At 73.2% G+C, this 20,191-nt stretch carries 17 protein-coding genes; 10 read left to right on the top strand and 7 right to left on the bottom strand.

Annotation, left to right across the window (positions count from 1 at the left end):
- Nucleotides 1-126 precede the first annotated feature (126 nt).
- Both ACFYPA_RS20180 and ACFYPA_RS20175 read left to right on the top strand, forming a co-directional pair.
- Nucleotides 127-1,548 carry an MFS transporter gene (locus ACFYPA_RS20180; protein WP_389133284.1) on the top strand — a complete coding sequence of 474 codons (1,422 nt, stop codon included), beginning with the start codon at nucleotides 127-129 and terminating at the stop codon, nucleotides 1,546-1,548.
- Nucleotides 1,549-1,652: 104 nt separating this feature from the next.
- Nucleotides 1,653-2,645 (top strand): AIR synthase-related protein, encoded by a 993-nt coding sequence (locus ACFYPA_RS20175; RefSeq protein ID WP_359083722.1) that lies wholly within the window; start codon nucleotides 1,653-1,655, stop codon nucleotides 2,643-2,645.
- Between the two features lie 10 nt (nucleotides 2,646-2,655).
- Here the strand turns inward: ACFYPA_RS20175 and ACFYPA_RS20170 are convergent, their stop codons facing one another.
- From ACFYPA_RS20170 to ACFYPA_RS20160, 3 genes are all read right to left on the bottom strand, one after another.
- Nucleotides 2,656-3,876, bottom strand: coding sequence for an FAD-dependent oxidoreductase (locus tag ACFYPA_RS20170; protein ID WP_359083723.1), 1,221 nt, complete (start codon nucleotides 3,874-3,876; stop codon nucleotides 2,656-2,658).
- 92 nt (nucleotides 3,877-3,968) lie between these two features.
- Nucleotides 3,969-4,913, bottom strand: a complete 945-nt coding sequence (sigJ, locus tag ACFYPA_RS20165; protein WP_359083724.1) for an RNA polymerase sigma factor SigJ — start codon at nucleotides 4,911-4,913, stop codon at nucleotides 3,969-3,971.
- Nucleotides 4,914-4,974: 61 nt separating this feature from the next.
- Nucleotides 4,975-6,372: an FAD-binding oxidoreductase gene (locus ACFYPA_RS20160; RefSeq protein WP_359083726.1), complete on the bottom strand. Its 1,398-nt coding sequence runs from the start codon at nucleotides 6,370-6,372 to the stop codon at nucleotides 4,975-4,977.
- Between the two features lie 139 nt (nucleotides 6,373-6,511).
- Between ACFYPA_RS20160 and ACFYPA_RS20155 the strand changes: the two genes are divergently transcribed.
- The 6 genes from ACFYPA_RS20155 (at nucleotide 6,512) to ACFYPA_RS20130 (ending at nucleotide 14,357) form a co-directional block, all read left to right on the top strand.
- Entirely contained in the window at nucleotides 6,512-7,441 is a 930-nt protein-coding gene (locus ACFYPA_RS20155) for a DUF2797 domain-containing protein (protein WP_389133278.1), read from the top strand.
- A 74-nt stretch (nucleotides 7,442-7,515) separates the two neighbouring features.
- Complete coding sequence (locus tag ACFYPA_RS20150; RefSeq protein ID WP_389133275.1) at nucleotides 7,516-8,391, top strand: amidohydrolase family protein; 876 nt, start codon at nucleotides 7,516-7,518, stop codon at nucleotides 8,389-8,391.
- A 111-nt stretch (nucleotides 8,392-8,502) separates the two neighbouring features.
- Nucleotides 8,503-9,243, top strand: coding sequence for a response regulator transcription factor (locus ACFYPA_RS20145; protein WP_359083730.1), 741 nt, complete (start codon nucleotides 8,503-8,505; stop codon nucleotides 9,241-9,243).
- Between the two features lie 4 nt (nucleotides 9,244-9,247).
- Nucleotides 9,248-10,825 carry a HAMP domain-containing sensor histidine kinase gene (locus ACFYPA_RS20140; RefSeq protein ID WP_359313334.1) on the top strand — a complete coding sequence of 526 codons (1,578 nt, stop codon included), beginning with the start codon at nucleotides 9,248-9,250 and terminating at the stop codon, nucleotides 10,823-10,825.
- Nucleotides 10,826-10,851: 26 nt separating this feature from the next.
- Complete coding sequence (locus tag ACFYPA_RS20135) at nucleotides 10,852-12,210, top strand: bifunctional glycosyltransferase family 2/GtrA family protein (RefSeq protein WP_359313127.1); 1,359 nt, start codon at nucleotides 10,852-10,854, stop codon at nucleotides 12,208-12,210.
- On the top strand, nucleotides 12,207-14,357 hold the full coding sequence (locus tag ACFYPA_RS20130; protein ID WP_359313129.1) for a glycosyltransferase family 39 protein: 2,151 nt from the start codon (nucleotides 12,207-12,209) through the stop codon (nucleotides 14,355-14,357). Before ACFYPA_RS20135 ends, ACFYPA_RS20130 begins: the two co-directional genes overlap by 4 nt.
- An 11-nt stretch (nucleotides 14,358-14,368) precedes the next feature.
- On the opposite strand, the gene ACFYPA_RS20125 is transcribed toward ACFYPA_RS20130, so the two are convergent.
- Nucleotides 14,369-15,232 (bottom strand): endonuclease/exonuclease/phosphatase family protein, encoded by an 864-nt coding sequence (locus tag ACFYPA_RS20125; RefSeq protein ID WP_359313132.1) that lies wholly within the window; start codon nucleotides 15,230-15,232, stop codon nucleotides 14,369-14,371.
- A 165-nt stretch (nucleotides 15,233-15,397) separates the two neighbouring features.
- Between ACFYPA_RS20125 and ACFYPA_RS20120 the strand changes: the two genes are divergently transcribed.
- Both ACFYPA_RS20120 and ACFYPA_RS20115 read left to right on the top strand, forming a co-directional pair.
- Nucleotides 15,398-16,921, top strand: coding sequence for an MFS transporter (locus tag ACFYPA_RS20120; RefSeq protein ID WP_359313135.1), 1,524 nt, complete (start codon nucleotides 15,398-15,400; stop codon nucleotides 16,919-16,921).
- A gap of 94 nt (nucleotides 16,922-17,015) precedes the next feature.
- Nucleotides 17,016-17,819, top strand: a complete 804-nt coding sequence (locus tag ACFYPA_RS20115; protein WP_359083735.1) for a TetR/AcrR family transcriptional regulator — start codon at nucleotides 17,016-17,018, stop codon at nucleotides 17,817-17,819.
- Here ACFYPA_RS20115 and ACFYPA_RS20110 read toward each other — a convergent pair.
- The 3 genes from ACFYPA_RS20110 to ACFYPA_RS20100 are packed head-to-tail and all read right to left on the bottom strand — an operon-like array spanning nucleotide 17,813 to nucleotide 20,064.
- On the bottom strand, nucleotides 17,813-18,745 hold the full coding sequence (locus tag ACFYPA_RS20110) for an NAD(P)-dependent oxidoreductase (protein WP_389133268.1): 933 nt from the start codon (nucleotides 18,743-18,745) through the stop codon (nucleotides 17,813-17,815). The two genes, ACFYPA_RS20115 and ACFYPA_RS20110, sit on opposite strands and share 7 nt — an antisense overlap.
- Before the next feature lie 5 nt (nucleotides 18,746-18,750).
- Entirely contained in the window at nucleotides 18,751-19,221 is a 471-nt protein-coding gene (locus ACFYPA_RS20105; RefSeq protein WP_359313139.1) for a PPOX class F420-dependent oxidoreductase, read from the bottom strand.
- A gap of 24 nt (nucleotides 19,222-19,245) precedes the next feature.
- Nucleotides 19,246-20,064 (bottom strand): YceI family protein, encoded by an 819-nt coding sequence (locus ACFYPA_RS20100; protein WP_359083739.1) that lies wholly within the window; start codon nucleotides 20,062-20,064, stop codon nucleotides 19,246-19,248.
- Nucleotides 20,065-20,191 lie beyond the last annotated feature (127 nt).

Raw genomic sequence — 20,191 nt, 5'->3', positions numbered from 1 at the left:
GTGCGCCCGCGCACGCCGCCCGTCGCGCCGGGGCTTAAGCGGTATCCATGCGCGGGCGGTCATGCTGCCTCCGACAGCCCCGCCCCGGACACACCCGCGGCGGGACTTCCGGAGGAGGACACCCCGATGCCCACCACGGACACCGACGCCGCCCGGCCCGCCCCGCCCGGTGCCACGGCTGCGACGCGCGCCGGCGGCCCGACGCGCCGGCTGCGGCTCGGCTACGCCTCCGGAGCGCTCGTCACCGGCACGTTCACCACCCTGCCGGGGCTCCTGCTGCTCCCGTACCTCACGGACACGCTGGGCGTCGGGGCGGCGCTGGCCGGGGTGATCGTCTTCGTGCCCAAGGCGTGGGACGCCGTGCTCAACCCGCTGGTCGGCCGCGCCAGCGACCGTACGAGGACCCGCTGGGGCGCCCGCCGCCCGTACGTGCTCGGGGGCGGGCTCGCCATGGCCCTGGCTTTCGCGCTGACCTTCTCGGGCCTGCTGCCCGGCTCCGCCGGTGCCTGGCTCACCGCGACCGGTTACCTGCTCACCGCGACGGCCTTCGCCTTCTTCCAGGTGCCGTACGCCGCGATGCCCGCCGAGCTCGCGGATCGCGAGGAGCACCGCGTGCGGCTGGTGGCCGGCCGGGTCGCCGTCATCGGCGTCGCGGCCCTCGTCACCGGCGCGCTCTCCCCGGTCCTCGTCGACGCGGGCGGGGGCGGGCTCGTGGGGCACCGCTGGGCCGGCCTGTTCGGCGCGACGGTCATCGCCCTCGGCACCCTGTGGGTGTTCTCCGGCACGGCCCGTACGGCACAGACACCACACGACTCGGCCCGTACGGCGAACAGGGACGAGGCCGCCCCCCGCACAACGGCCGGCACCGCCCGCACCCCCGCCGACGCGCACGAGCACACCCTGCGCGCCCAGTTCGCCGCCGCCCGCGCCCATCCGCCGTTCATGGCCCTGCTCCGCTGCGTGGTCGCCCAGTCCGTCGCCACCGGCGTCCTCCTCGCGGGCGCCCCGTACTTCGCCCGGCACATTCTCCACGACTCCTCCGGGGTCGGCGCCCTCGTGGCCGCGTTCGTCGCCCCCAACCTCCTGACCATGCCCCTGTGGTCACGGCTGCGCGGCCCCCGCGGATACGCCGTCGCCACCGCCCTGTTCACCGCCGGCTGTGTGCTCTTCCTCGCGTCCCCGGTCCTGCCGGAGGGTGTGGTGCTGCTCAGCATGGCGTTGGCCGGCACCGGGCACGCGGGCCAGCTCCTGTTCCTGTACGCGATGCTGCCGGACTGCATCGCCCGCGACACCGCCCGCACCGACCGCCACCGCGGCGGCGTCCTCTCCGGGGTGTTCACCACCTGCGAGGGCCTCGGCGTGGCCCTCGGCCCCTTCCTCTACGGCCTGGTCCTCCAGCTCTCCGGATACGTCTCCTCCGGCACCGGCCACGCCGCCGAGCAGACCACGACGGCCCAGATCGGCATCCTGGCGGGCTTCGGGGCCCTCCCCGCCCTGGCCGCCGTCGCGGCCGTCCTTCTCCTGCGCGGGTACGACCGCCCCTACTGACCCCTGATCAGGGGAGCGGACACCGACACGGGTATGCGGGGCCCCACCGCCGCAGGATGATGAGGGCACGATCATGATCCGTGGGCATCGGGGGGTGGGCTTGCGTGACGTACACGCGGGGATGGGACACCTCCCAGGTCGGGTTCGGCCCCGAGGCACGTGACCTGATCACCCGGGCCCTGGTACCGCCCCGGCCGGGCCCCGCCCGGCAGACCCCGGCCGACACGGCCCCGGCCCCGGACCCCGCGGTCATGGTCCGCACCGGGACGTACGTCGTCGACCCGCCCTTCTTCGGCAACGGCGACATCGGCGGGCTCGCGGTCTGCGGCGCCGTCAACGAACTGGCCGCCGCCGGCGCCGAACCCCGTCACCTCGCCCTCGGCATCGTGCTGGAGGCCGGACTGCCGCTGGACCTGGTGCACCGGCTGACCGCCTCGGTGCGCGCCGCCGCCGCCGAGGCCGGGGTCGCGGTCGCCGCCGTGGACACCAGGGTCGTCCGCGCGGGCGAGGCCGACCGGGTCTTCCTCACCGCGACCGCGTTCGGGGAGCGCGGCGGCCACCCGCTCGGCCTGGACACCGTCCGCCCCGGCGACAGCATCGTCGTGACCGGTTCGCTGGGCAGCCACGCGGCCCATCTGGTGTCCCTGCGCGACGGTCTCGGCTACGAACACCACGTGCCCAGCGACTGCGCCCCCCTGGCGGGCCTCCTGCGCACCGTCCGCGCCGACCTCCGCCACGCCCGTCCGGTGGTCGACGGGGGCCTCGCGGAGGTCCTGCGCCTGTGCGCCGCCGGCCGCGGGCTGACCCTGCGCGTCGACGAGGACGCGCTGCCCGTGCGGTACGAGGCACGGGTGGCCCTCGCCACCCGCGGCCTCGCGCCGCTGGACGCGGCCTGTGCGGGCTGCCTGTGCCTGTTCGTTCCGCCGGAACGCGTCCGGACGGTCCTGGCCGCCCTGCGCGCACACCCCTACGGCCGGAACGCCGCGCTCGTCGGCGAGGTCACGGCCGACCCCCTGGGCGACGTCGAGTTCGTCACCCGGGAGGGCGTCCGCCCCCGCACCCCCAGCGCGGGTCCCCTCCCCGAACGCCTGCTCTGAGCCGGCCGGGTCAGGCGCGTTCGGCGGCGGGGGCCGGTGCTCCGGAGACCGGTGCCGTCCGGGGCTCGGGCCGGACGACCGGGCGGCGCCTGGCCGGGACGCCGAGCGTCGGGTGGGCGACGCCCCAGGCCGCGCCCTTGCAGACCATCTCCTTGTAGAAGGCGGCGAGGCGCCCGGTCAGAGCCGCCCGGACGGCGCGGTCGTCAGCGGTGACGTACTGGATCAGCCCCTCCCTGCGGCCCAGCGAGATGCACTGGTTGAAGTAGCGGAGCGGGGTCTTCGGCACCTTCGTCCCGGTCAGGCGTGCGGCGAGGGCGTCGGCCGCCTGCCATGCGGCGGGGACACCCGAGGCGCACGACATCCGCAGCGGCTTGTCGCCGGGGCCCATGGCGAGGGCCGCGTCGCCGATGGCGTACACGTCCGGGTGGGAGACCGAGCGCATGGTCCCGTCGACCACGATCCGGCCCGTGTCCGTGACCTCCAGCGTGGTGGCGCGCGCGATCGGGTGGACCGCGAAGCCGGTCGTCCACACGGTGACCGCTGCCGGGAGGGACGCGCCGTCGGCGGTGGTGACGCGGTCGGGCGTCACGCCGGTGACGGCGCTGTGCTCGTGCACGGTGATGCCGAGCCCGCCGAAGACCTTCCGCACGTGGCGGCGGCCCTTGGGCGAGAGCCAGTCGGCGAGTTCACCGCGGGCGGCGAGGGCGACGTCGAGGTCCGGGCGGGTCTCGGCGACCTCGGTCGCGGCCTCCAGACCGGTGAGGCCGCCGCCGACGACGACCACCGGCTGTCCGGCGTCCAGGGTGGCCAGGCGCTCCCGCAGCCGGAGCGCCCCGGCGCGGCCGGCGATCTCGTGGGCGTGTTCGTCGGTACCGGGGACGCCCTGGCTGTTCCAGCCGCTGCCGAGGGCGTACACGAGGGTGTCGTACGCGAGTTCCTCGGTGCCGTCCGTGTCCATGACGGCGACGGTCCTGCGCTCGGCGTCGACGGCGGTGACCTTCGCGTACTTCAGGGCGACGCCGGTGCCCGCGAACATCTTGCCGAAGGGCCTGGGGGTGAGGTCCTGGCCGACGGCCAGCTGGTGCATCCGGACGCGCTCGACGAAGTCGGACTCGGCGTTGACGAGGGTGATGGCGACGTCCTCGCGGCGCAGTCGCTTGGCGAGGCGGCCGGCGGCGATGGCGCCCGAGTATCCGGCTCCGAGGACGATGATGCGGTGCTGCTGCTGCATTTCCCTGCTCCTGTCTCGCGCGGGTTCGCCCCTTGAACCGGGCAGCCCGCCGTTTCCTGACAGGTCCGCGATGTGATGCACGTCACATGAGATCAGAAGGCGCTGAACAGGGGGTCTCCGTGGTCGGAGGCGGCCCACCGCCGGGTCGCGCGTTCGAGCTTGTCGGGGTTGACCTGGCTGCGGAAGGCGGCGATGCCCTCTGCGGTGATCTCCGGACAGATGACGCCGATGACCCGGCCGTCGACGACCGCCAGGACGGCGGAGGAGCCGTTGGCGCTCGTGACGTGCACCTCGACCGTGCCGCCCGCGAGGGCGCGCTGGGCCTTGCCCGGCTTGAACAGGCCGCGCATGAACTTCGCGACCGCGAGGGCGCCCTCGAACGCCTTGGCGCGGGCCGGGACCTTGCCGCCGCCGTCACCGACCGCGATGGCGTCCTCGGTGAGCAGCCGCACGAGCGGCTCGGTCCGGCCGCTGGTCGCGGCCGCGAGGAACTCCTCGACGATCCGCCGGGCGGCGGCCTCGTCGATCTCGGTGCGGGCCGTGCCGTCCGCGACGTGCTTCCTGGCGCGGTGGAAGGTCTGCTGGGCGGCGGCCTCGGTGATGTCGAGGATCTCGGCGACCTCGCGGTGCGGATAGCCGAAGGCCTCCCGCAGGACGTACACCGCCCGCTCGTTGGGGGAGAGCCGCTCCATGAGGGCGAGAACGGCGTACGAGACGGAGTCGCGCTGCTCGACGGTGTCGGCGGGGCCGAGCATCGGGTCCCCGGCGAGCAGCGGCTCGGGCAGCCACTGGCCCACGTACGTCTCGCGCCGGGCGCGGGCCGAGGTGAGCTGGTTGAGGCACACGTTGGTGAGGACCTTCGTCAGCCAGGCCTCCAGGACCTCGATCCGGTCGACGTCGGCGCCCTGCCAGCGCAGGAACGTGTCCTGCACGGCGTCCTCGGCCTCGCTCGCCGAGCCGAGGAGGCGGTACGCGATGGCCTCCAGGCGCGGCCGGGAGGCCTCGAACCGTTCCACGTCCTGCACGGTCAGGGCCATGGCCCGGATCCTAACGCCCGCGGGGCGGCCCGGCCGCGGTCCGTAGCGGTGTACGGGCGCTTCACGCCGCGGCAGGCGTGATGTTCTGGTTGGCGTGGAAGAAGTTGTCCGGGTCGTAGGTGTGCTTGACCGCGGCCAGCCGGTCGTAGGTGCCGCGGTAGGTGGACCGGACCCGGTCCGGGGCCTCGGCCTGGCCGAGGAAGTTGATGTACGCGCCGCCCATGGAGTGCGGGTGCAGCTCGGTCCAGTAGTCGACGCACCACTCGCGGATCGCCTCGGCGTTGGCGGGATCGGGGTCGATGCCGGCGATGACGCCGGACCACACGGCGTCCCGGTAGGCCCAGGGGGTCGCGTCGGAGCCGACGCGGTGGGCCGCTCCGTCCACCGGGTACAGGTGCATCGTCGACAGGCCGGTGGGGAGGGTGCGGCCGTACTTCGCGTGCACCTCGATCGCCTCGTCCGAGATCGCGTCGAAGAAGTCGCCGCGCCAGTACCACTGGAGTCCCTTGGGGAGCAGCCCGTCGAACATGGTCTGCAGGGCCGGGTACGGCATGGGGCTGGTGAAGTGGAAGGCCGGCGGTGCCGGTTCGTTGACCACCGACAGGGTCTCCTCCAGCTTGCCTGCCGCGAGGTCGCCCGTGTAGCACCAGACGACGCCGCACATCTTCTGTCCGTGGATCTCCTCCGGGAACGGGGGGCCGGGCGGCACGGTCAGCAGGGCGAAGAAGCCGTACAGGTCGTCCGGTGCGGCGGGCAGGAAGTCGCGGTACCAGCGCAGTACTTCGGCCGTGCGGTCGACCGGCCACACGGTCACCGCCACGCCGACCGTGTCCACCGGGTGCAGCTGGTAGGTGAACGAGGTGACCACGCCGAAGTTGCCACCGCCGCCCCGCAGGGCCCAGAAGAGGTCGGGGTGGTCCGTCGCGGACGCGGTGACGAAGGTGCCGTCCGCCAGTACGACGTCCGCGGCGAGCAGGCTGTCGATCGTGAGGCCGTAGGCGCGGGTCAGATAGCCGTGCCCGCCGCCGAGCGTGAGGCCGCCCACGCCCGTGGTCGACATGATCCCGGCCGGTACGCCGAGGCCGAAGGTGTGCGCCGCGTGGTCCAGGTCGCCCAACTGGCTTCCCCCGCCCACCTGTGCCGTTCGGGCCTCGGGGTCGACGCGCACCCAGCGCATCGGGGAGAGGTCGAGGGTCAGCCCGTCGTCGACCAGGCACAGCCCCGGCCCGCTGTGTCCGCCGCCGCGTACGGCGAGGTCGAGCCCCGTGTCCTGGGCGAAGGCGAGGGTGGCCCGCACGTCCGCCACGTCCACGCACTGCGCGATGGCAGCGGGGCGCCGGTCGATCATGGCGTTGTAGATGCCGCGGCCCGTGTCGTAGTCCGCGTCCCCCGGCGCGATGACCGGCCCCCGCACGTTCGAGCGCAGGCTGTCGAGATCAGTGGCTTTGATGCTGGTCATGGTCGAACACCTCTGAGGGATCCTGGGATCGAGCCCACCACCCATCCAGTGTGACGCTGATCACACTGGATGGCGATATGTGGAACCATGGCGGGTTCGCGTCCATTCGTTTCACGTTCAGGAGTCCGGGAGTTCACGCATGGGGTGGCAGTGCACCGGCCTGCGGTGGCCGGACGGGCATGACGGGCCCGTGCTCGGGTGGCGGAACGGCCACCGGACGCGGGGAAGTGTCCTTGCGTACGGGACCGAGCTCGGGTTCCGGGCTTCGGGAGAGCGGACCTGCGTCGGGGCGCGGGGGAACGCCTGCCCGATGGCGGCCCTGGTTGCGGAGCGGAGTACGGGCGCGCGATGCGCCGAGTGCGGGCGGCTGGACCGGGCGCATTCGGTGGCGGCCGACACGATTCCCGACGACCCGCGGACGTACCGCGTGTACCTCGCATGGTTCGGGGCCGGGATGGTGAAGGTCGGGATCACCGCCGAGGAGCGGGGCGCGGCCCGGCTGCGGGAGCAGGGGGCGGTGGTCTTCAGCTGGCTGGGGCGGGGGCCGTTGATGGCGGCGCGGCGGGCCGAGGAGGTGCTGCGGGCCGCGCTCGGGGTGCCGGACCGGATCGCGTACGCGCGCAAGCGGGCGGTGCGGGCGGAGCTTCCGGGAGCCGGTGAGCGGGCCGGCGAGGTGGCGGAGCTGTACGGGAGGGCGGTGGCGCTCGACGGGGGCGGCTGGCCCGAGGCGCTGGAGCGGCTGCCGTTCGAGGCGGTCGACCATGCGGGGATCTTCGGGATCGACGGGCCGGGCGGGGTGGCCGGGCCGGGCGGAACGGTGCGCGCGGTGACCGGGCTGGTGGACGGCGGCGTGGTCGTGGGGCGGCTGGTCGCGGCGGCCGGGCCGGATCTGCATCTGGACACCGGTGCGGACGGGGTCGTCGTCGTGGACACCCGGCTGATGACCGGCTGGGCACTGACGGCGGCCGGGGCCGGCACCGGAAACGGAATCGGAAACGGAATCGGAACCGGGGTGAGTGTGCCGACCGTCGTCGTCGGGGGTGGCCCTTCGCAGGACGGGCTGTTCTGAGCCTCGGGGCGACGCCTTGCCGGGCAGGTCGTTCTGAGATCGTCGGAGCGTGGCCCAGAGGACAGGAGCGCCTGATGGATGACGATCGCGACGACGTGGTGCGGTTCTGGGAACGGCTCGGGCTGCCCGGGATCATCGACGTCCATACGCATTTCATGCCGGAACAAGTACTGCGCAAGGTCTGGGCGTACTTCGACTCGGTCGGGCCGCTGACCGGGATGGAGTGGCCGATCACCTACCGGCACGACGAGGAGGAACGGCTCGCGCTGCTGCGGTCGTTCGGCGTGCTCCGGTTCACCTCGATGCTCTACCCGCACAAGGCGGGCATGGCGCCCTGGCTGAACGGCTGGGCCGCCGACTTCGCCGGCCGGGTGCCCGACTGCCTGCACACCGCGACCTTCTTCCCGGAGGAGGGCGTCGAGACGTACGTGGCCCAGGCCCTCGACGCCGGGGCGCGGGTCCTCAAGTCGCACCTCCAGGTCGGCGCGTACGACCCGAACGACCCGCTGCTGGAGCCGGTGTGGGGGCTGCTCGCCGAGGCCGGGGTCCCCGTCGTGATGCACTGCGGGTCCGGGCCGGCGCCCGGGAAGCACACCGGGCCCGGACCGGTCGGCCGGCTGCTCGCCCGGCACCCCCGGCTGCCGCTGATCGTGGCGCACATGGGGATGCCGGAGTACGCGGAGTTCCTGGCGCTCGCCGAGACGTACCGGGAGGTGCGGCTCGACACGACGATGGCGTTCACCGACTTCACTGAGGACTTCCTCCCCTTCCCGGCGGCGGAGCGCGGGCGGCTCGCGGCCCTGGGGGACCGCATCCTGCTGGGCACGGACTTCCCGAACATCCCGTATCCGTACGCCCACCAGCTGCACGCCCTGGAGCGGCTGGAGCTCGGGGACGACTGGCTGCGGGCGGTCTGCCACGACAACGCGAAGGTGCTGTTCGACCGCTGAGGCGGCGGTCACCCGGCCGCCCGCCCGGGTGGTCCGGCCGCCGAGCGCTTTCTCAGGTAATTCACAGACTCGGGAAAGAACTCTCTCAGGGGCGTCTCACAGGGTGGGGCCATGACGACGACGACCTCGCCCCAGGGGCGTACCGAACTGCTCAGGCCGGACCGGACCCCCGTCCGGGTGCTGGTCGTGGACGACGAGGCGCCCCTGGCCGAGCTGCTCTCCATGGCGCTCCGCTACGAGGGCTGGGAGGTGCGCAGCGCCGGGGACGGGGCCGATGCCCTGCGGACGGCCCGGGAGTTCCGGCCGGACGCGGTGATCCTCGACGTGATGCTCCCCGACATGGACGGGCTCGCCGTGCTCGGCAGGCTGCGCCGGGAGCTGACCGAGGTGCCCGTGCTGTTCCTGACCGCGCGGGACTCCGTGGAGGACCGGATCGCCGGGCTCACGGCCGGCGGGGACGACTACGTCACCAAGCCGTTCTCCCTGGAGGAGGTCGTCGCCCGGCTGCGCGGCCTGATCAGGCGGTCCGGCACGGCGGCCGTACGCAGCGAGTCGACGCTCGTCGTCGGCGACCTGATGCTGGACGAGGACAGCCACGACGTGAGCCGGGGCGGAGCCAACATCCACCTCACCGCGACCGAGTTCGAGCTGCTGCGCTTCCTGATGCGCAACCCGCGCCGGGTCCTGAGCAAGGCGCAGATCCTGGACCGGGTCTGGAACTACGACTTCGGCGGACAGGCCAACGTCGTCGAGCTCTACATCTCGTACCTGCGCAAGAAGATCGACGCGGGTCGGTCGCCGATGATCCACACCCGGCGGGGCGCCGGGTATCTCATCAAGCCCGGTGAGTGAGCGCGTGCGGCGGCCGTGGACCCTGCGCACCCGTCTCGTGGTGTCCGCGGTGTCGCTCATCGCCGTCGTCGCGGCCGTGATCGGCACGGTCACCGCCATCGCCTTCCACACCTACATGTACGGGAAGCTGGACGGCCAACTGCGCGACATCGCCATGCGGGCCGAGCGGGTGCCGGGTGCGCCCGTGCCCGGCGGGCCCAAGGACGAGGACCAGGCCAGGGCCAAGGACCCGCTCGGCTTCATCGGCATGGGCGGCGGCCAGCCGATCAAGACGTTCGGCGCGCTCACCGCGGACGGCGAGGTCGCCGATTCGGCGGTCGCCCGGGGCGGCTTCGACGCCTCGGAGAACACCGAGCCGCTGACCGGCGCGCAGACGGCCGCGCTGGAGGCGGCCCACATCCCCGCGGACGGCCGGGCGCACGACGTCGAGCTGCCCGGACTGGGGGGTTACCGGGTGCGGGCCACGGCCCCCGCGAGCGGTGGCACGACCGTCCTGGTCGGCATCCCGACCTCGGAGGTGAGCGGCGCCCTCAGCACCCTGATCCTCGTCGAGGTCTGCGTCACCGGCGCCGGCCTCATCGCCGCCGGGATCGCGGGCGCCGCCATGGTCGGGGTCGCCCTGCGGCCCCTGCGCCGGGTGGCCGCCACCGCGACGCGCGTCTCCGAACTCCCGCTGCACAGCGGCGAGGTCGCCCTCTTCGAACGGGTCCCGGACGCCGAGGCCGATCCGCGCACCGAGGTCGGCCAGGTCGGTGCGGCCCTCAACCGGATGCTGGGCCACGTCGGTTCGGCCCTGGACGCGCGGCAGAAGAGCGAGATGCGGGTACGCCAGTTCGTCGCCGACGCCAGCCACGAGCTGCGCACTCCGCTCGCCTCGATCCGCGGGTACGCCGAACTCACCCGGCGCGGCCGGGAGAACACCGCCCCCGACACCCGGCACGCGCTGGGACGGATCGAGTCCGAGGCCCAGCGCATGACGGGCATGGTGGAGGATCTGCTGCTGCTCGCCCGGCTGGACGCCGGCAGGCCGCTCTCGTACGAGAGCACCGATCTGTCACCGCTCGTCGTCGACGCCGTGAGCGACGCACGCGTCGCGGGCCGGGCGCCCTCCCCGAGCGGGTCCGGGCCCACCCATCACTGGCGGCTGGAGCTTCCCGAGGTGCCCGCGACCGTACGCGCCGACCCGACCAGGATCCAGCAGGTGCTGGTCAACCTGCTGGCCAACGCCCGTACGCACACCGCGCCCGGGACCACGGTCACGGCCCGGGTGCTCGCGGCGGCCGGGAACCCCTGGGTCACCCTGGAGGTCCAGGACAACGGCCCGGGCATCCCTGCCGATCTGCTGCCGCACGTCTTCGAGCGGTTCGCGCGCGGGGACGCCTCGCGCTCCCGGCACGCCGGGTCGACGGGGCTCGGGCTCGCCATCGTGCAGGCCGTCACCGCCGCGCACGGCGGGGTCGCCGAGGTGCGCTCCGTGCCGGGGAACACGGTGTTCGCCGTCCACCTGCCGGCGGACGCGGGCCACCACGAGCCGAACGGTATCCACTCACAGTCGGACCACAGGCTCACCACACGGGCGTGACAGCGCGGTTGGCGAGTGTCGTCGTCATGCGAACCGACACTCCTTGGAGCACCTTGCCGGCCCGGGACCACCTCCTGGCCCGCGTGGGCGATGCGGCAGGTGCCCCCGTACTCGATGTGGTGGTACCCGTCTACAACGAGGAGAAGGACCTGGAGCCGTGTGTGCTGCGGCTGCACGACCATCTCGCGCGGACCTTCCCCTACGCCTTCCGGATCACCGTCGCGGACAACGCGAGCACCGACCGGACCCCCGAGGTGGCGCGGCGCCTCGCCCGCTCACTGCCCGGGGTGCGCTCGTACCGGCTGGAGGAGAAGGGCCGGGGGCGCGCGCTGCGCACCGTCTGGTCGCACTCGGACGCCCCGGTGCTCGCCTACATGGACGTGGACCTCTCCACCGACCTCAACGCCCTGCTCCCGCTGGTCGCGCCCCTGATCTCCGGGCACTCCGACCTGGCCATCGGCTCGCGTCTCGCCCGCAGTTCGCGGGTGGTGCGCGGGACGAAGCGGGAGTTCATCTCGCGGGCCTACAACATCATCCTGCGCTCGTCGCTGGCCGCCCGGTTCAGCGACGCGCAGTGCGGGTTCAAGGCGATCCGGCGCGAGGTCGCGCAGCGGCTGCTGCCGATGGTCGAGGACACCGGCTGGTTCTTCGACACCGAGATGCTGGTGCTCGCCGAGCGGGCCGGGCTGCGCATCCACGAGGTGCCGGTCGACTGGGTCGACGACCCGGACTCGACGGTCCACCTCGTGCGGACCGCGACCGAGGACCTGAAGGGCGTGTGGCGGGTGGGACGCGCGCTGGCCGTCGGCGCGCTGCCGCTGGACCGTCTGGCGCGGCCGTTCGGGGACGACCCGCGCGACCGCGGGATCGGCGGGGTGCCGGGCGGACTGGCCCGGCAACTGGTTGGGTTCTGCGCCGTGGGGGCCCTCTCCACGCTCGTCTACCTGGCCCTGTACTCGCTCTTCCGGCAGGGCTTCGGCCCGCAGCTCGCCAACGGCGGAGCGCTGCTGGTGTCGGCCGTCGCCAACACGGCGGCGAACCGGAGGCTCACGTTCGGCGTACGCGGCCGGGGCGGAGCCGTACGCCACCAGGCGCAGGGCCTGGTGGTCTTCGCCATCGGTCTGGCCCTCACCAGCGGCTCGCTGGCCGCACTGGGGGCGGCTTCCGGTTCGCCCTCGCACGGCACCGAACTCGCCGTGCTGATCGCGGCCAACCTCGCGGCGACGGTGCTGCGGTTCCTGCTCTTCCGCGCCTGGGTCTTCCCGGACCGCGACCGGGGCGGTGACGCGCCCCACCCGGCGCCCCGCCCCGTGGACAGTCCGGCGCCCCGCCCGGCCGCCGTACCGGCCGACGACACCCACCACGAACTGAGGAACGTCCGATGACCACGCTCGACCACCTCCCGGCCCCGCCGCAGACGGCCGGCTCGCCGAGCCGCGGACGAACGGGCGGCTCACTGCCGCACCGCGTGTGGCGCGGCCGTCCCGAGGACCCCCGCTGGGCCCGCCCGGCCTTCCTCGCCATGCTGCTCGTCATCACGCTGGCGTACCTGTGGAACCTCGGCGCCTCCGGCTACGCCAACTCCTTCTACTCCGCGGCCGTGCAGGCCGGCAGCCAGAGCTGGAAGGCGTTCTTCTTCGGTTCGCTGGACTCGTCCAACGCCATCACCGTCGACAAGCCCCCGGCCACCCTGTGGCCGATGGCCCTGTCAGTGCGGATCTTCGGCCTCCACTCCTGGGCGATCCTGGCCCCGCAGGTGCTGATGGGGGCGGCCACGGCAGGCGTGCTCTACGCCTCCGTACGCCGCCGCTTCAGCGCCGCCGCGGGGCTGATCACCATGGCGGTGTTCGCGCTCACGCCCGTCGCCGCGCTGATGTTCCGGTTCAACAACCCGGACGCGCTGCTCGCGCTGCTGATGACCGCCACCGTCTACTGCGTGCTGCGCGCGATGGAGAACGGCCGTACCAAGTGGCTGGTCTGGGCGGGCGTGGCGGTCGGTCTGGCGTTCCTGTCCAAGACCCTCCAGGCGTTCCTGATCCTGCCGCCGCTGGCGGTGCTGTACGCGGTGTTCGCGCCGGTCTCCGTGCGCAAGCGGTTCGGCCAGCTGGGCCTCTCGGCGCTGGCGATGACCGTGGCCGGCGGCTGGTGGGTGGCGATCGTCGAACTGTGGCCCGCCTCCTCGCGTCCGTACATCGGCGGCTCGCAGAACAACTCGTTCCTGGAGCTGACCTTCGGCTACAACGGGCTCGGCCGGATCAACGGCGAGGAGACCGGCAGCGTCGGCGGCGGAGGCGGCCCGGGCGGCGGCTCCGGCGGTCAGTGGGGCGAGACCGGCATCGGCCGGATGTTCAACTCCGAGATCGGCAGCCAGATCTCCTGGCTGCTGCCGGCCGCACTGATCCTGCTGGTCGCGGGTGTCTGGCTGACCTGGCGGGCGAGGAGGACCGATCCGGCGCGAGCGGCCTTCCTGGCGTGGGGCAGCTCGCTGCTGATGACGGCGGCCGTGTTCAGCTTCATGGCCGGGATCTTCCACCAGTACTACACGGTGGCCCTGGCCCCCTACCTCGCGGCGCTGATCGGCATGGGCGCCACGGTCCTGTGGGAGGAGCGCTCCCGCTGGTGGGCGGGCGCCACGCTCGCGGGAACGGTCGCCGTGACGGCGTACTGGTCCTACGTGCTGCTGGGGCGCACCCCGGACTACCAGCCGTGGCTGCGGCCGACGGTGCTGATCGCCGGGGTCCTCGGCGCGCTGGGCCTGCTGCTCGTGTCCCGGCTGGGGCGTCAGCTGGCGCTCGCCGCCGTGGGGCTGGGCTTCGCCGCGTCACTGGCCGGGCCGGTCTCGTACACCGTGAGCACGCTGAACACCGGACACCAGGGCTCGATCGTCACGGCGGGCCCGTCCTCCGGTGGGATGGGCGGCCCCGGTGGGGGCGGTGGAGGCCGTGGTCCCGGCGGCGGTGGCGGTATGCAGCCGCCCGGCCAGGGCGGCAAGCAGGGCGCCCAGCGGGGCGGCGGCATGGGACAGCCCCCGACCGGCACCCCGCCCGGCCAGGGCCGGCAGCAGGGCGGTACCGGCACCACACAGCCGGGGCAGCTGCCCGGAGCCATGCCCGGCGCGGGTGAAGGCACCCGAGGCGGCGGTGGCGGTGGCATGGGCGGTCTGCTCAACGGCGCGTCCGTCGACGCCGCGGCCGAGAAGCTCCTGGCGGCGAACGCGGACGACTACACCTGGGCGGCCGCGGCCATCGGCTCGCAGAACGCCGCCAGTTACCAACTGGCCACCGGAGAGCCGGTGATGGCGATCGGTGGCTTCAACGGGAGCGACCCGTCCCCGACGCTCTCCCAGTTCAGGAAGTACGTCGAGGACGGCCGGATCCACTACTTCGTCTCCAGCGGGACGGGCGGCGGTGGCGGCATGGGCGGCAGCAGCGGCACCTCGTCGCAGATCTCCACCTGGGTGGAGAAGACCTTCAAGGAGGTCACGGCCGGCAACGCCACGTTCTACGACCTGACGCAGCCGAAGAGCGGCTGAGGCGCGGAGGCTCAGCGCCGCAGCAACAGGTCCGCGACAACGGGGCGGTGGTCCGAGGCGAGCGTCTCGGCCACCGCCGCGTCGCGTACCCGCACGGTGTCCTTCGAGACCGCCACGTAGTCGATCCGCTGCACCGGATCCAGCGCGGGGTAGGTGGGACCGCCCGGCTCGACGTCGGTGAGCGTCTCCCACAGCGGTGCCAGCTCCGGCGCGGCCGGAGCCGCGTTGAAGTCGCCGAGCAGGATCTGGTGCACGGGCCGGCGCTCCGACTCCCGGTCCTCGGCCATGATCCGGCGGGTGTCGGCGACCTGGGCGATGCGTACGGACGGGTCACCGCGGTAGTCGAGGTGCGTCGCGTACACGTGCACCGGGACCCCCTTCACCCGCAGCACGACCTCACCGAAGCCGGGCGCGAGCGCGGGTACCGGGTCGGGGTCCTGGGTGGAGAGCCGGGTGATGTCGTGGTTCTCGGCGCTCACGATCCGGTACCGGGAGAGCACGGCGACGCCGAACTCGCGTCTCGGGGCGCCCGGTGTCACCGGATCGAAGCTGTAGATCGGGGCGAACGACACCCGCATGCCCAGCCGCTGCGCCAGCTCCGCCGCCAGGTCGCGCCCCTGGCTGCGGTCGCCCCAGTGGACGTCGACCTCCTGGAGCCCGATCACGTCCGCGTCCAGTGAGCGGAGCTCGGCCACCTGCCGGTCGAGATCGAAGACGTTGTCCATGCCGGCCCCCGCATGGATGTTGTACGTGGCGACGCGCAGGGGCACCAACTGCCCCTGACCGTGCCCCGCGGCTGCCGCGGGAGGCGCGAGCGCCGTCCCCAACAAGCCCGCGGCCAGCAGGACTTCCACCGTACGACGACGCAGTGACATGCCACTCCAGCCCTTGTCGGATCAGTGACCGGCACCGTATCGCGGGAAAGTCGGTTGTACGTGTCCCCTGCACGGCTATACGGTGTACAGCGCTTCCCTGTACACCGTATAAGAGACCCGCACACGCCCCCGCACACGACCTGACCGAACCGCCTGGGAGTCCGTATGACGGCGACCTCCGCCGAGCCGAACCGCCTTTCGGCGCCGAGCCATCCACAGCGCTGGCTGATCCTCGGCGTCATCTGCCTCGCCCAGCTCACCGTGCTGCTCGACAACACCGTCCTCAACGTCGCCATCCCCTCCCTCACCCGGGAGCTCGACGCCTCCACCGCCGACGTGCAGTGGATGATCAACGCCTACTCGCTCGTGCAGTCGGGGCTGCTGCTGACCGCCGGCAGCTCCGCCGACCGCTACGGCCGCAAGAAGATGCTGATCGCCGGGCTCGCGCTGTTCGGGATCGGCTCGCTGGTCGCCGGGCTCGCCCAGTCATCCGCTCAACTGATCGCCGCCCGGGCCGGGATGGGCATCGGCGGAGCGCTGCTGATGACCACGACCCTCGCCGTCATCGTCCAGATCTTCGACGACAGCGAGCGGGTGAAGGCGATCGGCATCTGGTCGACCGTCAGTTCACTCGGCTTCGCCGTCGGGCCGCTGATCGGCGGGGTGATGCTCGACCACTTCTGGTGGGGTGCGATCTTCCTGATCAACATCCCGGTCGCCGTGATCGGCCTGGTGGCCGTGGCGCGCCTGGTCCCGGAGTCGAAGAACCCGAGCGGGGAGCGCCCCGACCTGCTCGGCGCGCTGCTCTCCACCGTCGGCATGGCCGCGGTCGTGTACGCGATCATCTCCGGCCCCGGACACGGCTGGACGTCCGGCCGGGTGCTGCTGACCGCCTTCACCGGGGTCGCCGTGCTCACCGGATTCGTGCTGTGGGAGCTGCGCATCCCGTACCCGATGCTGGACATGCACTTCTTCCGGAACCAGCGGTTCATCGGCGCGGTCGCGGGCGCGATCCTGGTCGCGTTCGGGATGGGCGGCTCGCTGTTCCTGCTCACCCAGCAGCTCCAGTTCGTGCTCGGCTACGGGCCCCTGGAGGCCGGTCTGCGGACGGCTCCGCTGGCCCTGAGCGTCGTCGCGCTCAACCTCACCGGTCTCGGCGCACGGCTGGTGCCCAGGCTCGGCACGCCCGTCACCATCGCCTCGGGCATGGGCCTGCTCGCGGCAGGCCTGGCCGCGATCGCCCTGCTGGGCGGGGACGGCTACGGCGGGACGCTGCTCGGCCTGCTCGTCATGGGCGCGGGCATCGCCCTCGCCATGCCCGCCATGGCCAACGCGATCATGAGCGCGATCCCGCCCGAGAAGGCGGGTGTCGGCGCCGGGGTCAACGGCACCCTCGCCGAATGCGGCAACGGCCTCGGGGTCGCGGTGCTCGGCGCGGTCCTGAACTCCCGGTTCGCGGCGCTGGTCCCCTCGGCCGTGGGCGCGGCCTCGCTGCCCGCCGCCCTGGCCGCCGCGAGCGGGGACGCGGAGCGGCAGCGGATCACGGACGCGTTCTCCTCGGGCCTGGAGACCAGCATGCTGGTCGGGGCGGCGGCCGTGCTGGCCGGCGGTCTGCTGGCCGCCGTACTGCTGCGCCGGGCGGAGCGAGGAGAATCGGCTGCGGCTGATCCGGCCGCGGCGGCGGCATAGCATCAGGCGGGACGTACCGGACCATACAGCTCCGTTTTCGGGGCAGAGGAAGCAGCAGCCGGTCCGTCCCGCCGGCGAGACGAGGGAGTGCGCCATGGTGTCCGCGGCCGACCGCGCGAAGGACCCTGCCCGGACGAGCGTGTGGCTGAACCACCGCCCACCGTCGCGCGCCCGGAAGACGGACCAGCCCGCGGGGCTCGACCGCGACCGGATCACCGCCGCGACGGTCCGCCTGCTGGACGCCGAGGGGCTCGCGAAGTTCTCCATGCGCCGGCTCGCCGCCGAACTGAACGTCACGGCGATGTCCCTCTACTGGTACGTCGACACCAAGGACGACCTGCTGGAACTGGCCCTCGACTCGGTCTACAGCGAGCTCGACCCCCCGCGCGCGGACGGGCCCTGGGAGGACCGGCTGCGCGCGCTGGCGGCCGCCTACCGGCAGCTGCTGGTCCGGCATGTGTGGGTCTCCCCGCTCGTCGGGAAGTTCCTCAACATGGGTCCGCACGCGATGCTCATGGCGTACGCCATCCAGGACGTGATCCGTGCGACCGGCCTCCCGATGAGGCGGCAGACCGGTGCGCTCTCGGCGGTCTTCCAGTTCGTGTACGGATTCAGCACCGTCGAGGGTCAGTTCGCCCAGCGCAGCGCCGAGGCGGGGCTCACCCAGGACGAGTACTTCCAGCAGGCGATGTCGGCCATCCGGGAGGAGCCGCAGTCGGGCCCGCTCGTGGCGAACTCGCAGGACCTCATCGCGGCCCGGGGCGCGGACACCGTGCACGAGATGCACGAGCGGGACTTCGCGTTCGCCCTCGACCTGCTGATCGCGGGGATCGTGGCGATGCGCGAGCGGGAACGGTCCCAGGACCCCGGGGAGGACCACGCCCGCCGCCGTCAGTAGCCGCGCGCCGTGTCCACGGCGAGCGCCGGAAGCCGGCCCGCCATGAGGTCGGCCAGGCAGGCCGTGAAGTCCGTGACGACGTCGTCGTCCGCCGTGATGCCCGCGGAGTGCGAGGTGATCACCGTACGGGGCAGCCGCCAGCACGGGTCGCCGGGCGCGGCGGGCTCCTCGGGCAGCACGTCGAGCACCGCACGTCCCACGGCGCCCGTGTGCAGCGCGGCCTCAAGCGCCACCAGGTCCACGGTCGCGCCGCGCCCCACGTTGACGAACGTGGCCCCGCCCATGGCCGCGAACCGGTCCGCCCCGAAGTACCCGGCCGTCGCGTCCGTCAGCGGCAGCGCGGCGATCACCCAGCGGGCGGCCACCGGCTCGTCCGCCACGGCCACCGCGTCGAAGCCCGGCGGCACCTCGCGGGGGGAGCGGACCACGCCCACGGTCCGGATGCCGCACGACCGCAGCAGCCCGGCGACGGCCGAGCCGATCCGTCCGGTGCCGTGCACCACGGCCGTCTGCCCGGCCGCGAGCTCCGAGGGGAGGCGGCGCCACTCGGCGCGGGCGTGCTGCGCGGCGAACTCCGGGACCGACTGGCACTCCGCCAGCACCCAGGCCAGCACGTACTGCGCGATCCGCTCGCCCATCCGGCCCACCGTCCGGGTGAGCAGTGCCCCGGCCGGCCACGGGCCGGCCTTCAGCAGGGCGTCCGTACCGGCGTTCACGCTGTGGAACCACACCAGGCCGTTCCCGCGCAGCGCCTCGGGCAGCGAGGCCCCCACGTACACACAGGGACGGCCGTCGGCGCGGTCACCGCGCTCCACGGGGCGCCCGGTGGCCCGTGCCAGGGCGTCCACCAGGCCGGGGCCGACCTCGGGCCCGGCCAGCAGCCGGGCCCGGGAGAGCGGTCCGGGCCGAGGGAGCGCGACAGCCACCGCGGTCAGCTGCCTTCGGCCAGGTGGGCGGGGAAGCCGCCCGTGGCGATCGGACTCCACCGCTCCGGGGTGATCCTGATGATCGACTTGCCCTGCTTGAGCATCGCCGCCCGGTATTCGTCCCAGTCGGGGTGCTCCCCCGAGATGTTCCGGAAGTACTCGACGAGCGGCTCGACCGAGTCCGGTGAGTCGATCACCTCGGCCGAGCCGTCGATCTGTACCCAGGGTCCGTTCCACTCGTCCGACAGGACGATCACGCTCACCCGCTCGTCCCGCTTCGCGTTGCGGGTCTTGGCGCGTTCCGGGTAGGTCGAGACGACGATCCGGCCCGCGTCGTCGACGCCGCAGGTGAGCGGGGAGCCCTGGGGGCGGCCGTCGGACCGGGTGGTCAGCAGGATCGCCCGGTGCCGGGGCCGTACGAACGCCAGCAAGTCGTCGAGTTCCACGGCGGTGTTGGTCGCGATGTTGGATGCCATGGAACCGACCCTACGACCGTGCGGTCAGACGGCCGGCAGGGAATCGCCCTGCACGGTCTGGATGTCGAGTTCCACCCGCAGCGTCGTGCCGATCGCCGAGATGCCCGCCTGGACCACCTGGTTGTAGTTCATGGCGAAGTCCTCGCGGCGCAGCTCGGCCGTGGCACGGAACGCCGCGCGGACGCCGCCCCACGGGTCGGGGCCGGTGCCCAGGTAGCTCAGGTCCAGGTCGACCGGACGCTCCACGCCGTGCAGCGACAGCTCGCCGTGCACGGTCCAGCGGTCGGGGCCGGCCGGCGTCAGCCCGGTGGAGCGGTAGGTGATCTCCGGGAACCGGTCCGTGTCGAGGAAGTCCGGGGACCGCAGGTGCTTGTCCCGCATGCCGTTGCCGGTGTCGATGCTTCCCGCGTTGATGACCGCGTCCACGCGGGAGAGCTGGACGTCCTCGGCGATCTCGATCCGGCCGCCGAAATCGGTGAACCGGCCGTGCACGCTGGAGATCCCCAGGTGCTGCGCGACCGCGCCCACGGAGGAGTGCGCCGGATCCAGCGACCAGGCGCCCGGCGGCGGCAGCTCCACACCGCCCTGGCGGGCCAGCACCACGGTGCCGGCCTCGACCCGGCCGCTCGCCGTGACGAGGGCGGTGGAGGCGGCGGGGGCGTACCCGACCGCCGTCACGATCACGGTGTAAGCGCCGGCGGACAGCGGGGTGTCGGTGCGCACCGCCCCGTCCTCGTCGGCGGCGGCCCGCAGCACCTGCGTACCGGTCATGTCGGTGACCGTCACGATCGCGTGCTGGACAGCCCAGCCGTCCCGCGTGCGTACCTGTGCGCGAAGTCCCATCCCGATATCTCTCCTTGCTCAATGACACGTCCGCTTGACCGAACGGGTCACTCAATGAGTCGGGCCCCGGGGCGGGGACGGCAGGCCGTCCCCTGCCTGCCGTCCCCACCGCCGGGGCCCATTTTCC

The organism is Streptomyces sp. NPDC005775 (assembly GCF_042871565.1).
In the GTDB taxonomy this organism is placed as follows: domain Bacteria; phylum Actinomycetota; class Actinomycetes; order Streptomycetales; family Streptomycetaceae; genus Streptomyces.
The sequence above is the reverse complement of the archived record's forward strand: the minus strand, read 5'-3'. Positions and strand labels throughout refer to the sequence as shown.

Coding starts and splice junctions, on each gene's coding strand:
- ACFYPA_RS20180 (WP_389133284.1), top strand. CDS start 127: ATGCCCACCACGGACACCGACGCCGCCCGGCCCGCCCCGCCCGGTGCC.
- ACFYPA_RS20170 (WP_359083723.1), bottom strand. CDS start 3,876: ATGCAGCAGCAGCACCGCATCATCGTCCTCGGAGCCGGATACTCGGGC.
- sigJ (WP_359083724.1), bottom strand. CDS start 4,913: ATGGCCCTGACCGTGCAGGACGTGGAACGGTTCGAGGCCTCCCGGCCG.
- ACFYPA_RS20160 (WP_359083726.1), bottom strand. CDS start 6,372: ATGACCAGCATCAAAGCCACTGATCTCGACAGCCTGCGCTCGAACGTG.
- ACFYPA_RS20155 (WP_389133278.1), top strand. CDS start 6,512: ATGGGGTGGCAGTGCACCGGCCTGCGGTGGCCGGACGGGCATGACGGG.
- ACFYPA_RS20150 (WP_389133275.1), top strand. CDS start 7,516: ATGGATGACGATCGCGACGACGTGGTGCGGTTCTGGGAACGGCTCGGG.
- ACFYPA_RS20145 (WP_359083730.1), top strand. CDS start 8,503: ATGACGACGACGACCTCGCCCCAGGGGCGTACCGAACTGCTCAGGCCG.
- ACFYPA_RS20135 (WP_359313127.1), top strand. CDS start 10,852: ATGCGAACCGACACTCCTTGGAGCACCTTGCCGGCCCGGGACCACCTC.
- ACFYPA_RS20130 (WP_359313129.1), top strand. CDS start 12,207: ATGACCACGCTCGACCACCTCCCGGCCCCGCCGCAGACGGCCGGCTCG.
- ACFYPA_RS20125 (WP_359313132.1), bottom strand. CDS start 15,232: ATGTCACTGCGTCGTCGTACGGTGGAAGTCCTGCTGGCCGCGGGCTTG.
- ACFYPA_RS20120 (WP_359313135.1), top strand. CDS start 15,398: ATGACGGCGACCTCCGCCGAGCCGAACCGCCTTTCGGCGCCGAGCCAT.
- ACFYPA_RS20115 (WP_359083735.1), top strand. CDS start 17,016: ATGGTGTCCGCGGCCGACCGCGCGAAGGACCCTGCCCGGACGAGCGTG.
- ACFYPA_RS20105 (WP_359313139.1), bottom strand. CDS start 19,221: ATGGCATCCAACATCGCGACCAACACCGCCGTGGAACTCGACGACTTG.
- ACFYPA_RS20100 (WP_359083739.1), bottom strand. CDS start 20,064: ATGGGACTTCGCGCACAGGTACGCACGCGGGACGGCTGGGCTGTCCAG.